Below are 20794 nucleotides of genomic sequence, written 5' to 3' on the forward strand. Positions count from 1 at the left end.
GTCCCGGCGGTTGATCAGAACCGGTACAAGGCATTCAGGTAGGCACCGGCTCCGACCTTCTCACCCGTCAGCGGGCTGTCGCGGGCGTCGGAGACCAGGGCATAGGTCTTGATGCCACCTTCCAGTGCCAGCTGTGGCTGCCATTGCCAGGTCAGGCCCAGCTTCAAGGTCACGTCCCGCATTCCGCCACCCGGGTGGTACTCATCGAACCGGGTGCGTGCGGCTTGCTGGGCCGTGACGCCGAAGCGGGCCATCATGTCGTTCTCGTTGCTCCAGGTGCCGTACAGCGTCGAGTCCAGGGTCAAGGTCGAAGACAGTGGGTATGCAGTGGCGACCCCGGCCTCCAGGTACGCCGTGCGCCCCAGGCTTTCGCCACCGTAGTTACGGTTCTGGCTCGATTGCAGACCGCGAACGAACAGGCGGCCGTTCGGCAGGATCCAGTACACTTCCGCCCCGACCAGGGCAGTGCTGTCCAGGTTGCCCATTCCCTTCAAGTAGTCATCACGACCGTCCAGGGTATGAATTCTTTCCTTGCGCCCCTGGTCATAACCGATCAGCAGGGCCACCCCGAAAGGCGCCAGCCCCGGCAAGTCCCAACGCAGCCCCTCCGGGAAGGCTGCGGTAAAGGTGCCCCAGTCTTCGGTAGGCAAGACCGCTTTCAGCTTCAGGGACGGGAACGCGGCGTAATGTGAAGAGCCTTCATACAAAGGGCCAACGGCAATTCCGCCGCCTACCGTCACGGATGGCGTGCCGTTTGAATCGTCGAGGGCTGCGTGTGCAGGCAATGCCAGCGTCAATGCGAGTGTCGCACCTATGATGAACATCACCGGATGTCTGAAAGAATTTGGATTATCTTTGGTCGTCATTGTTTATTTCCTTTGGTGTGAACTCTGTAGTGCAGAGCCATCCCTGGCTTGATAAGCCATATCAAACTTGGTGACCTTTGCGTTTAACTTTACTGAGGTGTCAGCCCATTAATCTGACGAACCAGCCACTATTCGAATAATTAAACTTATAGAGCGACGGGCTGCGGCTGTGGAAAACTCCATTGGCCATTCAGTATTTCGTTACTTGGCTGATAAAGTCTGACCGTATAGTTCCATCCGGGCATGGTAGGCAGGCAATTAGCTATCTTTCCGTCGCAACTACCGAACTGAATGACAATCGAACCATCATCACTTTTTTTGGCCGTGAGGTTATTCAACGAATAGGCGTCATATGGGTTTTTTTGAAAGTATCCATCTGCGTTGTAAACACTTACAGACCAGAAACTGTTGACCGGGACATGTCCAACTTTGAGACGGTAAACGGTTTTCCCATCGTTCTGCGGTATCACACCGCCGAGGTAGATTGCGTCCTTGCTCGGGTTTCCGCCCCACCCCGTCGCAGTTCCGATCAGGTGGTGGATCGGATCGACCCCACCTTTAGGGCCAAAGGACTGGTTGTAGTTGGGAATCGTCGAACCAAGAACCGCCAGGGCATCACGCATCTTTTTCTGGCTCGCCTGATCCCACTTCGGTACTGCGAATGCCCCCGGCTTGGCCTGGCTGACCTTGATTGCGTCCTGCAGTCCATGCACCTGCTCAAGGTCTTCTCGATCTGTGGGATCGAAGAACATGCGGACAGCGACAAAAATATAGCGTGTGCCGATATCCTCTTTCGTCAGCGTATGGCGGCCGGCACCGTAAACGACGGCGGTTACGTAGTGATCTTCGTTGACCACTTGCATCGACATGAACCGCTCGCCGGCCTCAGGCAATGTGATCGTGACTGGACCGGCATCGAGATCGAACACCGCTGACGAGTAAAGCGTGTCCCGATTCATTCGGATGACATCCTGAGCGTCGATGGGAACCGGTTCGCGGCTATGGACAAACCGACCAAAACCTCCACTGGCCACCCTTTTACCCATGTAGAGGTCGGACTCGGCACGGATAAAATTATCGACACCCACCAGCGTCGCCCCATCAGAGGATGACTGAGCGTTTGCACTCGCAAAAGTTGCCAGCGTCAGGGCGACGATGCCGGCCGTGAATGAGTAGGGCATTTAAACCTCTTGATCTTATAAGAAGTGATTCTATTCACCAGCTTCAGACTTTTGCTTGTGCCTGGATTGCTTGCTGCACCGCTCGCTGGTGTTGGCATTACCTTTTCAGACTGTATAAGAACGTCTTGATGGAAACTTGCCATTTGGTGCCAAAAGGCGAAGCCATTACGCATCGCCTGTTGGCGGAGTTCGCACAGAAATGGCTGCCGGGATCAGGACGACAAGCCATATCCCGGTAGTTGCAGGCTTCGCAGGTCTCTATTAGATGGTCCGGCGGGAGGGGGGAAGTGGTTAGGCGAAGACGCTGTCTTGAATTTTAATAATCAAGTTTCAAGGCCGAGCGGTAGCGCGACGGTGAACTCCCAGTCCAGCGTTTGAAGGCTCGAGTAAAGTGCGCTTGATCGCTGTAACCCACCATGTAGGCAATCTCGGTCGCAGTGTATTTACCGCTGGCAATGAGCTGAAGGGCTTCGCTGCGACGCGTCTCGTCGCGTAAATCTTCGAAGTCGATGCCGCAGTATTTGAGACGACGTTGCAGCGTTCGAGAAGACAGTCCGATGTTTCTGGAAATAGCGGTAAGTTTGGATTGATCCTGGTCCGATATCTGCTCGATAAGCACGCCTGCCGCTTCCGCGGTCGACCTCAAGGCTTCGGTGACTTTCCAGGCGTCATCCCGAACAGGTTGCAGGGGAGTGCCTAGCAGCTCACGGTCGAATTCGATCATGTTGTACTGCGCGTTCATTTCGAGATTCGGCCCCAGGTATTCTTCGAGCGCCTCGTCTCCTCTTTCCCTTGGGTTTTGCAGATGCACACGTATGGCGCCAGGTTCACCGGACATGAGCGGTACTTTTCTAAGCAGCGCAAGAGTGCCGAGAATGACTTGCTTCGGATCAGCCCCATGCTGTCCGGTAAATTGCTGGATCAGTTTCGTCGTACGGCCTTCGGTGACGATTTTTACTTCTCCTCCTTGATGCAGTAAGTCCGTATAGATCGACGCCACTGCACAAGCCTGAGCGAGGTTGGTTGAGTCCAATATCAACTCGCCCCAGGCACCGAGAGAGCGTACTTCGATCAGGTGTCCCACACATGCGCCGCCGAAGGGGTCTTGTGCGATAGCTGCCATTTCGTTGGCTATATGAAAGCAGGCCGCTCGCGGTACCCAGGCATCAGGGTTTTGAAAAACATGAGGGGAAATACCGTAACGCCGAAAGAACTCCAGCGGCGACACCCCTCGCATGCTCAGATAGGGGGCTATGTGCCGAAGAGTGCTGAGTTTGATGGACGGCGTAGCATTCGTCATAAGCGTTCGCACCTGTTTTTAAAGGCAATGCACGTGAAAACCGTCTTAGCCCGCAGGGAACACTAGCGCAAAACTTTTGCCAAGGTAGAGGTCGTCGCCGTCGAAAGCTTGTAGGCGCAGTTGGTGGGCTTGGCTGAGCGGCAAGCCGAATCGGCGAGGAGCTCGACATAAGGGGGCTCCCTTTGTATCGAATGGCCTTAGCCCTAAAACGGCCGCAATCCACCCGGTTTCTGACGGAAACCGATGGAACCCCAAAACGAAAAAACCCGCCAGAAGGCGGGTTTTTCGGGAGTTCCAGAGATTTTGAAAGCCTTCTCTGGAACCTTGTATGGTGCGGCACCAGACGAACGGTATGTTTCGGCGAGAGTAGGTTTTTCGGGCATCTGGAGTTCGCTGGAAAATTCGGCGTACCCCAACTAGTAACTATAAACAAATCAGCTAGTTATGGCGTTCGGTGGAATCGAACTCGGGATTTTTTAGATGTCAGCACGTTGTCGGTCTGCAAGTAATTCAGAGCCGCATACGGAATGGTAAACCTCCCGAATTCGAACGTTGTTGATCATCCCCTCCGTCGAGAATAGGTAGGAATCCGCCAAAAGCTGCCGTGGCGACAGGCAGCAGACGGCCAAAAGCAGTCAGTCGAGGGTGAATGTTTTTACCGATTGCTGCCTGTCTCAAAGGGCTAATCTGGACAGCTCACTCAGGCAAAAGCAGCCACCTAATGACGTCTATCGAACTAGAGGCGATTCAGCAAAGGGATTAGCCAAGGCGCTAACGCAAACTCACTTAACTCCACATCATAATACTGATGCAGGATCTTTTACGTAGTTACCTAAAAAATTAACAGCCCGCGCCAAATATTCATTATGAGAAACAAGATTTACTATCTCTCGTTCAAGATCATGAACAGATAGGACGGCAAAACCTAACATGCCGACTTCCAAAGTAGCTATCCCTTTACTCTGAGCCTTCGACGCATTAGTGGTCAGTAGAACGAAGGCGTTGTGATGTTTCGCTCGACGGCCAGCCCAGTGAGCGAACTTATGGCGCAAGTCGCGGTGCATCTCTAGCGTTTCCACTGTTGCACTCAAACCACTTTTGACAGCTGGCAGAATCTTCAAGGCCGCCGCTTCAGAAGCCAGATGGTTAAGTACATGCGTATCATTTAAGCCCCCTGAAAAATTACGTGCGTCTCCTCTATTAATGTGCCTTAGGTAATTCACGGCGCGCCGAGCATTTAAATCCGCCCAGCAATACTGTTGAACGAATCGCCCTATGAGCATTTCGTCCTCCGCCGATAGCGGGACAGTATTCTCAATAAACTCATCATCCCCGCCGAGATTCTCGACGACCTCTTCCAATAACGAAGTATTTGAAATCAAAATAATCCCCCAAAAAAGAAACCTTACACAAAACTCTCAAGCAATGCATGATACAAGCGCAAAATCTTCCGGTTCGAATAAATATAGAACTGGATATAATCAACGTTGCTAAAATGCAATTGCACCGAATGATAAAACTCTACGAAAAGTATTCGTCATCGTGATCGCAGCAAACCGGCTTGTAATTCTCGCTTCATGACCCTACAAGGCATGACATGCTAAATGCAATAGCGATTGCAGCAACGCCGCAAGAATCCGGCGTCGTAGCCTTTTTCTGTGACGGGTTGACCAGCACCGCTGGTTAGCAAGCGGCTATCTTGAGTTCCATGATGACTTGCGCAAGGTTAGGGAGAGCCGCACGGTGGGGGGCGGCGAACAAAGACTTTGACGATCCTGCGCGTCTGGCCGACAGCGGTCATTCGTGAGGGCGCTTTCGGCCAAATGCAGCCATCCGGGATGATTGCTGAGATAATCGAGCATCCTTCACTCCCCTGGTAGGCCTAAAGCTATGAGGAAAGTGAAGGAGTCAAGACCGCAGAACTCACGAGGATTCAACGAGGCAAGGTTTTCGTGCATAGAACAACCGGGCCATGATGCTGGTGTGTGCGACCGCAAACGGTCTTCTATGTGCGTGATGCATCCCGCTCAATATACTTCCTGACTGACCTTAGCGTCTAGCTCTTTAGAAAAGTCGAATTCGCCCCATTTGGTGAACCAATATTCGCTATACTTTTGAATTCTTAGCAGGTTGTTTGCAGGCACGCCGTACAACTGTAAAACTCTAATCTTGGTCTCGTTACTCACGAAGGGGCATGCGATAAGATCTAACGCTAAATGAATCATTTCAGAGTCACCGACCAACGAGTCCTGCTTCAGCCTAAATCTCTCCAGTATATGTTTTTCCAAAGCGTTTCTTAGCAATGAATAACGAGCTTTGTTCTCTATATAAAAAAGAAGAGTTACTATGGAGAAATAGTTCAAACTGGATTTCGCTTGATAATGCCCGTCTAAAAGTTCAAAGCCGAAGCTATGGCCAAGCACTTTTTCATCTATACGATAGTTTTTACCAAGCTGGCGCATTAAAACCAGAAGATACATGACCTCAATTTTCGCGCTTTTGCCATCTGAATTATGATCCATAACGCTCCGGCATCTTTCGTATATCACTTGCGAGATTAATGCCTCATAGCTGAGCCCTATGGTCTCAAGCTTATAAAAAGAAAGAACGCGCTGACATATTCGACAAAGCTTAATCGTTGTGTTGACTTTTGGCGATACCGCATAGATAAAAAATACAAAATCTAGAAGGGCTTCCATTGATTTTGAAAAACTTTTATCGACACCGCTAACTTTCTCTATTTTTTTGTAAGATTCAATCAAAGAGCCAATTTTTCGTTCGACTACTGAAAGAGAGTAATTAAGAATTTCGCCATAGTTGACTCCAGAGGTTGCAAGAATGGACTTAAAGTCAGTTATAAGTGAAGACCTGCCAATATAAATCTGACCCCTTGGCAATGTTTCACCTTCCTTAACTTCTGAAGCGACCTCATAAGCTAGCGCACGATCAAAAAGATCAGAGATACGCTTTTTTGCGATAGATATCGGCGTGATTATAGGGCGCCCTAGAGTTTCCTCCTTCCCCTTATTTAATGATAGCTTATATAGTTTTAAGCTTTCCTGAAGTGTCATTTTTATCTGGTGACAGACTTCATCACTATTGTAGAAGACGAAGTAATCATCTACGTAGCGATAAATCTTAAAGTCTGAGTTATGTACATATCCCTTTTCAAGCAACTTGCCTGCGATATCAATATCAACTGCCTGGAGGATTATTTCAGCGAAAATTCTTGAAACCTCCGGGCCGATTAGTATTCCATTCGTTTCGTTATGGTTCAACTTTTGCATCAATGAGTCAAACTTACCCGCAAATGACCCTAATATAGCTTTAAGATTCTGCTTTGCAAAATCTTTTCCGTATATCGCCCATGCGAGCGAGTGAGTATATATGCTATCAAAACACCCTGAAACATCAAATTTCGTAAGGGTTCTGAAATCGCGCTCGCTACGGAGGTGCTCTCTCGACTCGTAAAATTTGAAAACATTACTGAACCGTTCATATACAAAAAAAGATTTTAAGTTCTCATAATTTTCGCCATCTACTTCTACCAAAGTGTCAGATTTATCCTGCCGCTCAATTTGCGAGCGAAAGTCAATATACGTACACCCAGCAACTCGCCTTGGTGATCGCAGGCTGAATTCACTTCGACCAGTGTAATAAATCATCAGATCTTTAAATTGGTCATAGAAATCTACCACCAGCAACTGACCCTTTGGATGCATTAGCGACAACTGGCGCAACTGATCCTGCTTATGCGTAGTCGAGAAAATGAAAGGAACAGTATGGACAAGGTCTGATTTGTCTAGTTCTATTATGGATACAGGTCTGCCGTTATCGGCAGCATGTCGAACAGCCGTAGTAGGCTGAACACCTAGAACCATTTTTACAAGGTTGTCTAGCACTTCATCGCTGTAGCGCCATGAAATTCTGTTTCCGTTAAACTTTATATCGTGCTCACATAGTAATCTATAAAAATATCTATTCGAAAAAACTATCGGAACTTCATATGGAAGCACATCAGACAACACTACCCGCTCTACAGGAAAGTTTATAGATAATGCTTTTTTTCTAGACATGCTTCCAACCTCGCGAAAGTTCTGAAAGCTGCCTGGAATCAAAATTTCTAAATAGTTTTTCTTTGAAACCTTTTTCAAAAGATAGCTTCGAGAGCTTTCTCGCCAATGATGGACTAGCTACGCCTTTGATTTTATTGCGAAAGTAGTGATCTAACCCGGAAAGCTGACTAGCATCAGTTATATACTTATTGCTGAAGTAAACACCGATGAATGCGTTGCTTTTCCTATTGAACAAGCGCATATTTCCGGTTAAGAAAAGGCACCTAAGCACCAACTCCTCTTCAGACTTCTTTGGAATGAATATGAACTTTGAGTTGTAATCTGAGAAAGCTTTGTCGATACGCGATCTATATTTATTGATTTTTCTTTGGCTCAGTTGCACGCCGGAAGAGCTACTAGATACGTCAAATGTATATCCAAGGTAATCAAATTTACCTTTGAACTCTTCTAGCAAGTCAATGGGTTTCGTTTTATCGTTGAATTTTAGCCCCTTTCCATGAAGTATTTCGCTGAGAGTTTCTAAATATTTCGCAGCAAGCTCCTTTCGCTGGGGGGCATACATAAGCACCATGTCATCAACATATCTGGCGTAATAAAATAAATTATCTTGCCGTCTAATTTCAGCGTCAATACTCGACAGATATATCTCAGATAGATATGCACTTATTCCTATGCCGCGCGGCAATCCGTTTTCGTCCCCAGAAACGACGACGTAATCTTTCATAAGTCGCGTTAAAATCCTTTTAATCAGTACCGATAGCTCTGGAGCCTGGTGAATTCCATCAAGCAATTCCTTGTGTCTGACAGACTCATAAAACGACTCGACATCAGACCTTATTATATATTTGGGTACGCCATCTAAAGCCAATGACTTTATTTGACTAACTAGTATATCGCGTGGCGGCATGCGGAGCTCGTACAGAACCTTCAGTGCTCTCTGAACAAATCTAATTGCAAGAACCTGCTCTAAACTATTCCCGACTCCGTAAACTTTTTTCCCTCCAACCAGAGCAGGTAGGAGAGCTACATTTATTCTGAATTCTTTTCCACTTATTATCTTAGAGACTCTTTCAAGCTCAAAGTCAACTAAACGTCCGTGCTGAATTTTGCGCTTGTCTATAACCATGGTCAGGCGCGACATACGCTTCTCATAGAACGCTGGCGTAATTTTTCCAGTGCGGAATCGGTACCTCGAAAATGATTTAAGTTTGTTCAGTTCGTAGAGTTTGACTCTTATATCGAAGGCAGCAGGAATATATCGTTCTTCAAGATCCCCTCCTTTCTCCCTATCGCCTTTGAGCAAGTCATTAAGATTTTTTATTGAAAAAGACTGATCCATAGACAAGATGACCCTTCCATAATTTATTCTTACTAACTGTCTATTTCGATATGCTCACTAACGGACTGTACCCGATTTGCGAGTCACAATACCGGTCTTAAGATAGATTTAGCTAGGCAATGCTCGTTTGAGTTGCTCACCCTCCCAATGCAAAATTTTGAACGAATCCGCGATTGGTTGACGAGTCTCTGACTTTCTAGTAATCCGATGGGGCGCTTTTGGCCGGTTTCTACTGTTGCTGCCGGTCGTTAATGGCTGCTATTGGCTGTGGATTCAACCGGTCGATGCAACACAACTAAATTCTGTGTAAGCAGAAGGAGTGTTGCAGATGAAGCAGAGACCTCGGATCTATTACACCGAAAGCCAGAAGAAACTGATGTGGGATCACTGGCAGAAAGGCGACTCTCTCCAGCAGATCGCCCAACTATTTGATCGAAACCACTCATCGGTACAGCGCATCCTGGCGGAAACAGGGGGTATTAGACCCGCTGTACGGCGCAGGTCCAGATTGGCCCTGACGTTGGCTGAACGCGAAGAGATTTCGCGGGCAGTGGTGGCAGGTAACTCGATCCGTTCCATAGCCGCGCTGCTAGGGCGAGCAGCCTCTACGATCAGTCGTGAGATCAGACGCAACGGTGGCCAAGGAGGCTACCGGGCTAATCGAGCTGATCAGGCGGCCTGGGATCGCGCCCATCGACCCAAGGTCTGCAAGCTTGTTGAGAACCGAGCGGTGGCGCAAATTGTTGCAGACAAGCTTCAATTGCAGTGGTCACCGGAACAAATTGCCGGCTGGCTGAAGCGCACCTACCCGGATGATACGAGCTATCAGGTGTCACACGAGACGATCTATCGCACCCTCTTCATACAGGCTCGCGGGGCCCTGAAGAAGGAGTTGCTTGAGCATTTACGGCGCACGAGAGCCATGCGTCGCTCGCGACATCACACGCAGAAGAAAGAAAATCACGGCCGAATCACAGACGCGGTATCCATCCGCGAACGCCCGGCCACGGCTAAGGATCGGGCGGTGCCTGGTCACTGGGAAGGTGACCTGCTGTGCGGCAGCAGGAACAGCCAGATCGCCACTCTTGTTGAGCGAAATACCCGCTACGTGATGCTGGTGAAGTTGGCCGGTAAGGATACCGAGACGGTCATCAGCGCCCTGATCGAAAACGCCCGCGAACTCCCCGAGGAACTCTACCAATCGCTGACGTGGGATCGCGGCAAAGAGATGGCTGACCATAAGCGTTTTACGGTGGCGACCGACATCAAGGTCTACTTCTGCGACCCCCATCGTCCCTGGCAACGGGGATCGAATGAGAACACCAACGGGTTGTTAAGGCAGTACTTCCCGAAAGGGACCGACCTGGCGGAGCACTCGCAAGCCACGCTCAATGAAGTGGCAAGGCAGTTGAACAGTCGTCCTCGGAAAACACTAAACTACGAAACGCCCGCTGAACGATTTAGCCAATCTGTTGCATCGACCGGTTGAATCCACAGTCGACATGAGTCAGTCGCCGTAAGCGGCAGTCTACCGATGCCGTTCAGTCATGAAAGGCACAGGCAATGAACGCGGAAACAATCCAGAGCTAAGTTAGAGCGGCTTCCAAAGCATACTCATCCACAATGTCGCCAGACTCGAAGATTCCGGTCTCGGCGATTTTTTCTCGAGCATTTTCGATGTCCTGCACGAACATGACGACAGCGAGATCCCTAGTCGCTCGGGAACAACACACGTAGAAAAGCCTTCTGGTGCGATCCATCACGCTATCCTTGCCCTGCGCAAAGTTTTCCATATCAGTATCTGAGGGCTCCACAATGCCGAAGTACTTTTCGTAGGAGAACTGCCTTTGCCCCCTGCCTTCTTCGTCATCTATGAGCACCAAAACTCGTTCAAATTCCGCCCCTTTCACTCCCTGCTGGGTCGCAAACGGTGAAAGATCTTCGAGGTAGTGACGATAGCCAGCCAATTCACCGACACCGCAACGTAGGAAAGCCGACACTGCAGGGATCTCAGGATCATCATCGTCGGCTGCGCGGTCTGGGCCCAAGTATTTTTCCCACGCTTCGTCCAGCTGCAGCAGACCTGCTGCCTGGGAGTGAACGAGCACGTCCTGCATTAATGCATCGCTCGAAAAAATGAGTCTGGCCAACTCTGTTGTGGATACTTGCAATGCCCGAAGCACCGCTACCGGATCGCCACCGACGAGAGCCGTTGGCTGTAGTAACGGACATTCCGAACGCAGGAAAGTCATGACGTCAAGCTTTCGGTTTTCTGAAACCGCAATTGCCAAGGGTAGCAAGTAACTCAGAAACGGCCGCAGTGGCCATGCGGTGCCGTCCTTGAGACCCTCCTTGATGGACGGTGGTGCTTCGTTGTCATTCAAAGCAGCGTAAAGATTAGGAAAGCCGAGCCTCGCCGCTGCCATCCGATGCACGACCACCAACACCCGGAAGTCAGCGGCAGAGTCATCACTCACCCAATGATCGTCTTCGTTCGCACGCCGCATCCATTCACGAACTTTGTCTAGCTTCACTGAGCGATGGTCATCCGCTCTCAGTAGGAAGAAGCGTGCAGATCCCATGACAGGTTCAGGATTGCCGTCAACCCAGTTCATCCGGCCTCGTGTTTGACACAAACCGTCATCGGGCTCCCGGATAGCATTCACTACTTGGAGCACTCGTTGCGGACACCTGAAGTTTTCGGGCTTGGTGATTTGCTCCCAGCCTGTGGCCGTCTCGATGACTCCAACACCGTCAAGGTAGATTTTTTGCATGGGATCGCCAAAAAATCCAAGGCAGAACTCCACAGGAGTCGTCTCGGCAATCCTTCTAAATGCAGCCACTACTTCCGGACGCGTATCTTGGCTTTCATCAATGAAGAGGACTGGATACCTGCTGGCGATGACATCACGAAGCAACTGGCTCTGCTCGATTAGCTCGACCGCCGCCGAAATAACGTCGAAGTGCCCGAGTACACCTCGTCCGAAATCGCTTCCCGCGCCGTAGTTAAAATGAGTCAAATGCCTTACGGCCTCAAGGTGACGTTGGTAACGCGCGATATCTTTCACGAGCCGCTCACGAGTTGCTGCCCGAGTCCTAGGCTTGTCATGATGTTGTTGCGCCTCGGCGATTTTCTCGTGGATCCTTGCGATGACCCAAGCCTTCAAATTTACTTGGAATGGCCTAATTACCGTCCACAGAAAACTATGAATCGTCGACACGTGGAACAGCGGATCGTTACCTACGTCACCCCAGATTTCCTTGACCGCTACTTCAGTGTAGGTAATGCAAGCGACTCTCTGACCACGCACGTTGAGTTTTAGTCTTCGCGTCTGGCCGAGGTGCGCAAGGGCTTTTACCAGCGACGTCGTCTTCCCAGAACCCGCGCCGGCAACCATGACAAAGCTGCGTTGGGGGCGCTGGTCCAAGCACATTCGCAGTTCGATATCTGCTTGAGTATCTGGTTGACCGATACGCGCAGTCATACCTCACCTCCGTTGTGAGGCTCCTCCGCCGCTGCTATTACGGGCGGTGGCGGGGCGACCAGACTTTCTAACCACCGAAGACCGTCCGAAATGTAATTCGGCACCACCCATGCCGACGGCTCTTGAGCCAGCAGCCCGAGAGCGAAATCAGTTTTACGAAAACTTGAGCTTTTGACCTTACGGTAGAGGCGCTCCGCAATACCTTCGATTTCCAGATTGTTGGAGCCCTTGATGCGTAGGCCAAGATCCTTGCGGTCCAGGTGCTGCGTCCAGGTTAGATTTTGCAGTGCGAACGCTTCCTCCAACGTCCTACCTGTCCTCACTTGAGTCGCTCCGCCCCACACCACCTCTACTGGTGTCTGGTAAGCAACGCGCACAAGGGCGCCGCCTTCTTCGTTTCGGAGTTGAGTGCGCTGTTCGGCAGTCGCAGCCAGCAGATCGTCAATCGTGGTGTGCCCAGGCAGCCACTTGATCAACATCTGGTTTGAAGTAAGAGCTCCAGCTTCATGAACCATGCACGCCTTGCGCCCTGTACGTCTCGCTTCAGCCTCCTCAGCTTCCTCATTGTCGTCAGGCTCTGCATCCGCTGGATCCTCATCAACCGGCACCTCGCCGTTTGCGTGCAAAGCGCCCGCTGCGGGCGGCGAAACACTGTCAATGTCGGTCACGATCAGAGAAGTGAGCCCCAAGAAATCAATGAGGCCTTTGAATCGATGGCCGAACGCGCCACCCACTTCTAAAACGCTCAAATAATTCGACTGAAGTCGAGGTGCAGCTTTAGCAATCATTTGCGGCATCAGTAGCCGCTCGACGTTCCCTTCAACCAAAATGGCCGCATCAGCGAAGAACAGGTCGCAGTGCGTTAGCCTAAGGTATCGCTCAAGAAAATCCCTAGTGCGGTCATTTGGGTCGCTAGGATCTACGGCCGCCTCATAAAAAGCTGTCATGCTGAGCACTTGAGATTGCTGTATGCCGGCATCCGCTACTCGCCGAAAATACCGTATGGGTTTAAAGCCTCGTTCGTAAAGGACGTGAGGCGAGTGCGTCGAGACTACAAGCTGGCTGGTGCAATATGGGGCGTCTTCCTCGGGCACGGCAAGGATGTCTAACACCTTCCGAATGAATACCTGCTGCAACTGAGCATGGAGATGCGCCTCCGGCTCTTCTATGAAGATCAGGTGGAGCGGTGGGCGGCTTTCCTCAATGTCCAACCATCGACCATGAACATCGAGCAGTTCAACAACCATATAAATCAGGTTCTTGAAACCGAGGCCGTTGTACCTATCAGGCAAGGTTGCCGTGACCTCTGCTGCTCCGAGAGCGCCGAGCGCGTAGTGAACACGTGCCCCTTCATGGCTACTCAGAATGGTCGCAGGGTTCAATGCAGTCTTGATCAGCAGCCGAGGATTATTGACCCCGGGATATCCCAGATCGGCCAAACGCTCCAAAGTGGGACCGAAGACACGTTCCAGATGGTCATTCAGCAGACTCTCGGACTGGTATAGTGCGCGCTGAGCGTCATAGTCCTCGCCGCGCTTCTCAAGGTTCCGTTCATAGAAACGACTCAAACAACGGGAGAGATCTTCGGATCGAGATCCAGCATTGGAGTCGGACAGGTGACGCTGGGCATGCAAACAGTCGACCTTTACCAAGCTACCCAGTACATCCCTGCCGCTACGACCCTTATCAGGAAGCAGGCGTAGAGGCACGTAACCATCAAACTGTTTAAAACCAGCGTCAAATCCGGCGCTATCGAGTATGTAGTACCGCAATTCGAAATCACGCCTTAGCCTGTCACCCACGGTGTCTGCAATGAAGTCACAAAGGTCACGCGGTCGCGGGTTGTACCCGTCTTGCGCAATGGCTGATGCCACGCCTTCCCCTACTGGCTGCAACTGAGCACGCCGCGCGCCGGCCCGTGCTTCTTGGAAACTGCTTCTCAGCAGGCCGGCATCTGTTGCTGCGAGTTCCACTCGAATACCAACCCGGGCACCTTGCCACTCTAGGCTAGGTAGCAGATCTACAACTCGATGCAGATCGGCTGGCGTGACGCGAAACCAGATGTCGAGGGAGATGGTTGGCAGTTCGACTCCGTCCGCCCCTTCTCCGAAAGCGTTGATGGCATCCCAGCATTCTGAGCTGAAATCATGGAGGGTAAATCGATCCTTCGAAGCTGAGGTAAAAAGCTGCAAAGCGTGCGCCGCAGATGTTTTACCGCTGTTGTTGGCCCCGACAAATATTGAAATATCGGACGCCAGATCAATGCGAGTGTCCTTCAGACGACGGAAATTACGTACCCAAACGGTCTCAATATGCATATCACTCAGACCCCTGAAGATAGTTTTTTAACACTGAATGAGTCGCTTCCACGTTCCTAGACACGCCAGGTAATTTAGTTGGGTGCACAGGCCCTCTGACCAATGTCCACTTCTGGCTGTGGATTCAACCGGTCGATGCAACACAACTAAATTCTGTGTAAGCAGAAGGAGTGTTGCAGATGAAGCAGAGACCTCGGATCTATTACACCGAAAGCCAGAAGAAACTGATGTGGGATCACTGGCAGAAAGGCGACTCTCTCCAGCAGATCGCCCAACTATTTGATCGAAACCACTCATCGGTACAGCGCATCCTGGCGGAAACAGGGGGTATTAGACCCGCTGTACGGCGCAGGTCCAGATTGGCCCTGACGTTGGCTGAACGCGAAGAGATTTCGCGGGCAGTGGTGGCAGGTAACTCGATCCGTTCCATAGCCGCGCTGCTAGGGCGAGCAGCCTCTACGATCAGTCGTGAGATCAGACGCAACGGTGGCCAAGGAGGCTACCGGGCTAATCGAGCTGATCAGGCGGCCTGGGATCGCGCCCATCGACCCAAGGTCTGCAAGCTTGTTGAGAACCGAGCGGTGGCGCAAATTGTTGCAGACAAGCTTCAATTGCAGTGGTCACCGGAACAAATTGCCGGCTGGCTGAAGCGCACCTACCCGGATGATACGAGCTATCAGGTGTCACACGAGACGATCTATCGCACCCTCTTCATACAGGCTCGCGGGGCCCTGAAGAAGGAGTTGCTTGAGCATTTACGGCGCACGAGAGCCATGCGTCGCTCGCGACATCACACGCAGAAGAAAGAAAATCACGGCCGAATCACAGACGCGGTATCCATCCGCGAACGCCCGGCCACGGCTAAGGATCGGGCGGTGCCTGGTCACTGGGAAGGTGACCTGCTGTGCGGCAGCAGGAACAGCCAGATCGCCACTCTTGTTGAGCGAAATACCCGCTACGTGATGCTGGTGAAGTTGGCCGGTAAGGATACCGAGACGGTCATCAGCGCCCTGATCGAAAACGCCCGCGAACTCCCCGAGGAACTCTACCAATCGCTGACGTGGGATCGCGGCAAAGAGATGGCTGACCATAAGCGTTTTACGGTGGCGACCGACATCAAGGTCTACTTCTGCGACCCCCATCGTCCCTGGCAACGGGGATCGAATGAGAACACCAACGGGTTGTTAAGGCAGTACTTCCCGAAAGGGACCGACCTGGCGGAGCACTCGCAAGCCACGCTCAATGAAGTGGCAAGGCAGTTGAACAGTCGTCCTCGGAAAACACTAAACTACGAAACGCCCGCTGAACGATTTAGCCAATCTGTTGCATCGACCGGTTGAATCCACAGCCGAAACCTGCGGTTATCCGCACGCAACGACAGCGTCCTACCAGCTAGGAACCCAAATCGAAAACTATTAAGGCGTGCACTAGAAAACTGAAATAGCCAATCTAGAAAACTGCAACGAACATCCGGAATGCCCCGACCACTTCAAACCATCAGGCCCGTTGCTCCCTTCACTCTTGAAACGGCTGCACCGCCTGCAAATGGTTCGAGAAACCCGAGTCTGTCTCACACCGCCACGTCGCCCACAACTTACACCCCTTCCCTTCCCCCACATCCAACTCGAACGCCAGCCAGTTCCTGGCGGGCATCATGTAACGGTTAGATCCCGGAAAAAGCATCATCTCAACGCAATGCTGTACATCAATCGACTGAACCTTACTGGCGGTCTGGTTCAATAGCTGAAGGAAAAGCCATTCCGATACCCCTATCAGCGAGGGATGAACCACACCGGAAGAGGTGAACTGTTGAACCTGCGCCCAGTTGGAGGTCGGAGGAATATCCCTGCGATAACAACTGCCCCAGGCCGCGACATGCACATCCCCAGAGGCGATCGATACGCGTAGAAACTTTTTCTCCGCAACGCGTGTTAGCGTTTCAAGAAGCCGTTTGCGTTCACCTTCATGATCTCCGTGAGACCAATGATCCTTCAAATCATCGGCATTGCTGTCGAGCACGTGATCCTGACCAAACGTATCAAGCAACCCCTCAGCCAACGACAACTTAGGATGTGCCACAGGCACAGATGACATGAAAATCAAATGCTGACACTTGCTACCTGGGTGAGCCGGCTTGCCATCGCGAAGCGTGTCGAGCCAGTCTTGCATCGCCTTCCAGCTTCTCTCACCAAGCACCTGAGTGCGAGAGCGCTCCGTACGTAAATCCCCCACATACAAGGACACAGGTCCTATGTGATGAGCAAAACTGAACCCCGACTGCTGATCGAGAAACGGCAGCGCCAATGGATCGCCCGCGAGCTTCACACTCCATTCGATCGGCTCAAACTGCGGATCCTGTTTTGAAATATTCACCCGCTGTTGCTGCGCCAGCAAGGGTGGCAAATCCTCGAGCGCGTGCTGAAGCTGAAAGACCCAAAACGCCTCGCGAGCACAACGCATCAACACTTGGAACACCGAGCAGTGCTGCATCTCAGGACTGTAGGAGCCCCAGCCATCGAAGATGTCGTGGTCATCCCACATCATCACCGTTGGTATACGCGACATCGCATCGGCCGCATCCAGGTTCGGCAAACCCTTGCCCCAGTCGCGACGCGTGTCCGGTAACCAGCGCTTGGCATAGAGCTCGAAATAATACGACTCGATCTCCTGCTCAAGCGCAGCATTCACCTTGAATTTCAGCTGGTCCTTACGCGACAACCCGACCCAATGCTTGAGGGGTTTGACATCCTCCCAAATCGAGTCGAAGTAAATCTGATCCCCACCCATCAGCAGCAAGTGGAAGCGCTTCAAGTGTTTGTCATGAATTCGGCTCTCGTGCCAAAGCTGTTCCTTGTCCAGCTCGAAACTGTTGGGACGCAGTTCACTGTCATGATTTTCGATTAGATCTGCCCAGACAGCATTTTCAGGTTTGGCCAACTTGCGCATTGCAGCGGGATCGGAAAAGCCATTGCAGGAGACATACGCCATCCTGGGCGCATAGTCTTTCCCGGGCACAGAGAACTTCCATCTAAAATTTTCCTCCACCAAACCAAACTCTACGACTCGCTCCTCCTTCTGGAGGGCACAGCTCAGGTCATAACGAAGGATGGTTTCCTTAAGTCCCGCCAACAGAACCACAGGGACTGGGCACGCTTTTCCTTCGATAGAGAACTTCGGTACAGGCGAACCGGTGGTGATACCAATCAACGCAGTGACCCTCCACTTCCCTGCACTGGTTCCTCGAAACGAGAGCACGGGCCCCACGGTGAAAAGCGACTTGGCCATCCTTGTTATCTCCCTTGATATTCAGCAGCGATCACCCTGACGATCTTGGCGCGCGAAGCGGCCCTTTTCGCCAAGATGTCAGCCTCACCGGTTTGATCCAGCCACTCCATGAATCGTTGTAGGGCATGGCGGGTTTGTGATTCATCACGGCAATTTGCCAGGAATGCAAACTGCACTTTCTGTACATCGTCCGCGACGAAAATGCCGAAAGAACCACTGACCACCGTGGCATCGGCGAAGCCTAGCAACGCGGTCGCCTGCGTCTCTGTTGCACCTCGATGACAGGCAATCAGATGCAATGGCCCAACCGCAGTTTTCAAAGCATCTGCATGAAGGTGATCACGTAAAAAGGGTTTGCCAACAAGCTCGCGCGCAGCAGCAACACTGAATGCGGCCGGGATGGCGTGGACCAGAACCGCGACTTTCGCGCCGGCAATGGGAACAACGACGGCAGTCTCACTAGAAGGTGCATCTGTCCCGGTAAGCGCTCTCAACAGAACGGCTTCCATTGCTCGTTTGCGCTGACGGAAATCGAGACGGGTCCAGTCGAGCGCCTGCCCCATGTCAAAACGTGTAGAGGCTGCTGCCGTAACACCTCGCTGGGTTAGCACAACCAACGCGTCAAGAAGCGCTTCATGCACCCGGGTGCGCAATTGCTCGACAGTGGAAACAGTACCGCCTCGAAAAGGTGTCTGCAGCGAGACAAAATCTTGGAACAGTTTGTCCTGCCCTTCACCCACCGGAATATTCGGCATAGCAATCAGGCGCACCTTGCCGCGGGTGGTGGCCAGGCCTTCCATGTATTCAGCATGGCAAATGCCAATGTCGCCAGCACGCTTGGCCCAACCTGCATTGCCATTGGACAACACAAGCATCACATCGCAATCACGAACAGCCTGTAGACAGGTATCCCAGCTATCGTCCATAGCATCGGCGGGGGGAGCGTCTTCATTGATCCAGACTTCAAACACCTGCCTGCCGAACAGCTTTGTACCTTCAATCTCGCGCTTGAGCTGCTCTCGAATTGAGCTAAGGGTGTGATCGCTATCAATGGGGAAACGGTCGTTGCAACGACTCGAAAGCATGACCTTGATTTTTTTGGACTGGGCCATCCTTGCTCCTAAACCTCAACCAGAGGCTCTAACAGCTCTGTGATCAAAGGTGATCCTTGCACGACAAAGCTGAGCCGCGCGTGCAGTCCTCCTAGAACAGCACAGAAGTAGCAAAATGCAATTATTTGGACATCGCGTTACCAGCGCCACCCTCTGCATTTGTAACGAAAAATGTCGAATATTAGATGGACTTTGAGCCATGACAATTTCGCGAGCCAAAAGTACCCATCTAGACGCTGTGTGCTCCCAACTGTGTAAGGGACAGCCTCTCGATGGCAGCAAAAATTAAAATTGAAAACCTGCACCCTTTTCAAGAAGAAAGCATTAACAATGCACTTTTCTAGCATGGCCAATTAGCTAGACAAATGTTATACAAATGAAAAACTTCGGTACAGCACCCTCACTTCCGCCATTGCTGGACAAGTGTCTAGGTGCCGACTAGCGTTGATCCAACCACCACTTTAAGCACATGCACTCATTGGGTTGTTGAGTCTAGTGGTGACTCACTTATAATCAGCAATCCGGAGCAGCCATGAACGACAAGTTAGAGTCCGATAAACGATCAGTTGAGACAGGCCCTATTTTTTACTCGGCCCTAGTTATGGGGTTGATTATGATTGGGATAGGCACCTTTTTCGAAGTAATGCACATTGGGAACTTTACATTAAAAATTTTCATGTTCTGTACGGGGCTAGGAATAATTCTTGGTGCTTTTGGTTCTAAGGCCAGCGTCACCCTACCGGGCCAATCAATGACGATCATCGGGTGTGCGGCACTCGCAGTCGTCATATTCTTTATAATTTTGGACCGCATGGACGGACGTTACCTACGTATAAAAATAGAGGGGGACACTAGAGAGGCTACGATGGTTTTCGAGGGCGACAATGATTTTTTGGGGTCCCGATTAAAAACCAGTTATGACTTTGTAGTTTTCGACAAGGACATTATTCGCAAAAAACTGGCTCTCATCGTCAACATTGGTGATAGAGAACAAATATTTAGCTGCATTGATGCTGCTTTATTAAGACCATATCTAGGATCAGGAGATACCCTTCAATGGCGTTACAACTCCCAGGATGCAAGCCTAAACGACGAGACCAATAAATTAATTGCCAAGGTTGGCCCATGCCCCAGTGGGACCAGTACAGGCGTTGTCGTTGAAGTAATGCCCGCTATTGATGGTTCGTCTTGGTCGCTATTGCAAACGGCTTATGCGGATGAGGAAACTCCAACGGTTGATGAGTTAATCAATAATTTGAACTCCGACAGTACCTATGTGAGGCGCGATGCCCGCTCTGAGCTCGGAAAAAAAGGAATGCCCGCTGCAAGACCCCTGTTAACCAAAGTACAGAGCACTGACAGTTCCTATCGAACAAAGCTTGGTGCGCTTGTCTCCCTCAATGAAATTGCTCAATCAAATGCTGGCCAAAGCGGAGCACTGAAAGCAGTTGTTGAAGAAGACGATTTGAAGGCTCTGACCAAAGCGTCCGCAAGTGACGACGGCACCGTACGATCCTACGCAACCAATGTCCTAATCAACTTAAAGGATCCGCGTGCTATTCCTTTGGTCATTCAACAGTTTCCAGAATCAAGCGAAGACGGCCAACGTAACCTGCTAGTGGTCCTTAGTCAGACGGTTCCCCTTGCCGATGAGAAACAGAAACAATCCGCGGCTGAAATTGCTACATCGATCGAACCGAAAGATGAGGCTACGTCGGTGCTGATTAAATCTATCCAGGCTGCGGCCGAGTGAATCCTTAATCGGAGTAACCCAACGACAGACTGAGAAGCTCTGATGACCAAAAGCCTCTGTCCCTGCAACCCCGAGTTTT

At 51.0% G+C, this 20794-nt stretch carries 13 protein-coding genes; 3 read left to right on the forward strand and 10 right to left on the reverse strand.

The features are described from left to right. Nucleotides 1–14: 14 nt before the first annotated feature. The 6 genes from DK261_RS15950 to drt3a form a co-directional block, all read right to left on the reverse strand. Nucleotides 15–866 (reverse strand): MipA/OmpV family protein, encoded by an 852-nt coding sequence (locus tag DK261_RS15950; RefSeq protein WP_110175965.1) that lies wholly within the window; start codon nucleotides 864–866, stop codon nucleotides 15–17. A 146-nt stretch (nucleotides 867–1012) separates the two neighbouring features. Next, on the reverse strand, nucleotides 1013–2047 hold the full coding sequence (locus DK261_RS15955; protein WP_110175966.1) for a DUF1254 domain-containing protein: 1035 nt from the start codon (nucleotides 2045–2047) through the stop codon (nucleotides 1013–1015). Nucleotides 2048–2363: 316 nt separating this feature from the next. Further along, a complete protein-coding gene (locus DK261_RS15960) occupies nucleotides 2364–3347 on the reverse strand; it encodes an AraC family transcriptional regulator (protein WP_028683816.1) in 984 nt (327 codons plus the stop codon). A 797-nt stretch (nucleotides 3348–4144) separates the two neighbouring features. Beyond that, complete coding sequence (locus DK261_RS32885) at nucleotides 4145–4729, reverse strand: hypothetical protein (protein ID WP_146218535.1); 585 nt, start codon at nucleotides 4727–4729, stop codon at nucleotides 4145–4147. Between the two features lie 645 nt (nucleotides 4730–5374). After that, nucleotides 5375–7423, reverse strand: coding sequence for an antiviral reverse transcriptase Drt3b (gene drt3b / locus DK261_RS15965; protein WP_110175967.1), 2049 nt, complete (start codon nucleotides 7421–7423; stop codon nucleotides 5375–5377). After that, nucleotides 7416–8762 (reverse strand): antiviral reverse transcriptase Drt3a, encoded by a 1347-nt coding sequence (drt3a, locus tag DK261_RS15970; protein WP_110175968.1) that lies wholly within the window; start codon nucleotides 8760–8762, stop codon nucleotides 7416–7418. The genes drt3b and drt3a overlap by 8 nt, the downstream gene beginning before the upstream one ends. Nucleotides 8763–9090: 328 nt before the next feature. Between drt3a and DK261_RS15975 the strand changes: the two genes are divergently transcribed. After that, a complete protein-coding gene (locus DK261_RS15975; RefSeq protein ID WP_053275419.1) occupies nucleotides 9091–10251 on the forward strand; it encodes an IS30 family transposase in 1161 nt (386 codons plus the stop codon). 97 nt (nucleotides 10252–10348) lie between these two features. Here DK261_RS15975 and DK261_RS15980 read toward each other — a convergent pair whose 3' ends face one another. Both DK261_RS15980 and DK261_RS15985 read right to left on the reverse strand, forming a co-directional pair. Next, nucleotides 10349–12247, reverse strand: coding sequence for a UvrD-helicase domain-containing protein (locus tag DK261_RS15980; protein ID WP_110175581.1), 1899 nt, complete (start codon nucleotides 12245–12247; stop codon nucleotides 10349–10351). Then, nucleotides 12244–14565 (reverse strand): ATP-dependent endonuclease, encoded by a 2322-nt coding sequence (locus tag DK261_RS15985; protein WP_110175580.1) that lies wholly within the window; start codon nucleotides 14563–14565, stop codon nucleotides 12244–12246. The genes DK261_RS15980 and DK261_RS15985 overlap by 4 nt, the downstream gene beginning before the upstream one ends. 179 nt (nucleotides 14566–14744) lie before the next feature. Between DK261_RS15985 and DK261_RS15990 the strand changes: the two genes are divergently transcribed. After that, nucleotides 14745–15905 (forward strand): IS30 family transposase, encoded by a 1161-nt coding sequence (locus DK261_RS15990; protein WP_053275419.1) that lies wholly within the window; start codon nucleotides 14745–14747, stop codon nucleotides 15903–15905. A gap of 175 nt (nucleotides 15906–16080) precedes the next feature. Here DK261_RS15990 and DK261_RS15995 read toward each other — a convergent pair whose 3' ends face one another. Further along, nucleotides 16081–17850, reverse strand: coding sequence for an alkaline phosphatase family protein (locus tag DK261_RS15995; RefSeq protein ID WP_110175969.1), 1770 nt, complete (start codon nucleotides 17848–17850; stop codon nucleotides 16081–16083). Between the two features lie 5 nt (nucleotides 17851–17855). Further along, entirely contained in the window at nucleotides 17856–18962 is a 1107-nt protein-coding gene (locus DK261_RS16000) for a DUF4062 domain-containing protein (protein WP_110175970.1), read from the reverse strand. Between the two features lie 532 nt (nucleotides 18963–19494). Between DK261_RS16000 and DK261_RS16005 the strand changes: the two genes are divergently transcribed. Then, nucleotides 19495–20715 (forward strand): HEAT repeat domain-containing protein, encoded by a 1221-nt coding sequence (locus tag DK261_RS16005; protein WP_110175971.1) that lies wholly within the window; start codon nucleotides 19495–19497, stop codon nucleotides 20713–20715. Nucleotides 20716–20794 lie beyond the last annotated feature (79 nt).

Origin of the sequence: Pseudomonas sp. RW409, from assembly GCF_003184125.1 — a bacterium.
Taxonomy (GTDB): Bacteria; Pseudomonadota; Gammaproteobacteria; order Pseudomonadales; family Pseudomonadaceae; genus Aquipseudomonas; species Aquipseudomonas chlororaphis_I.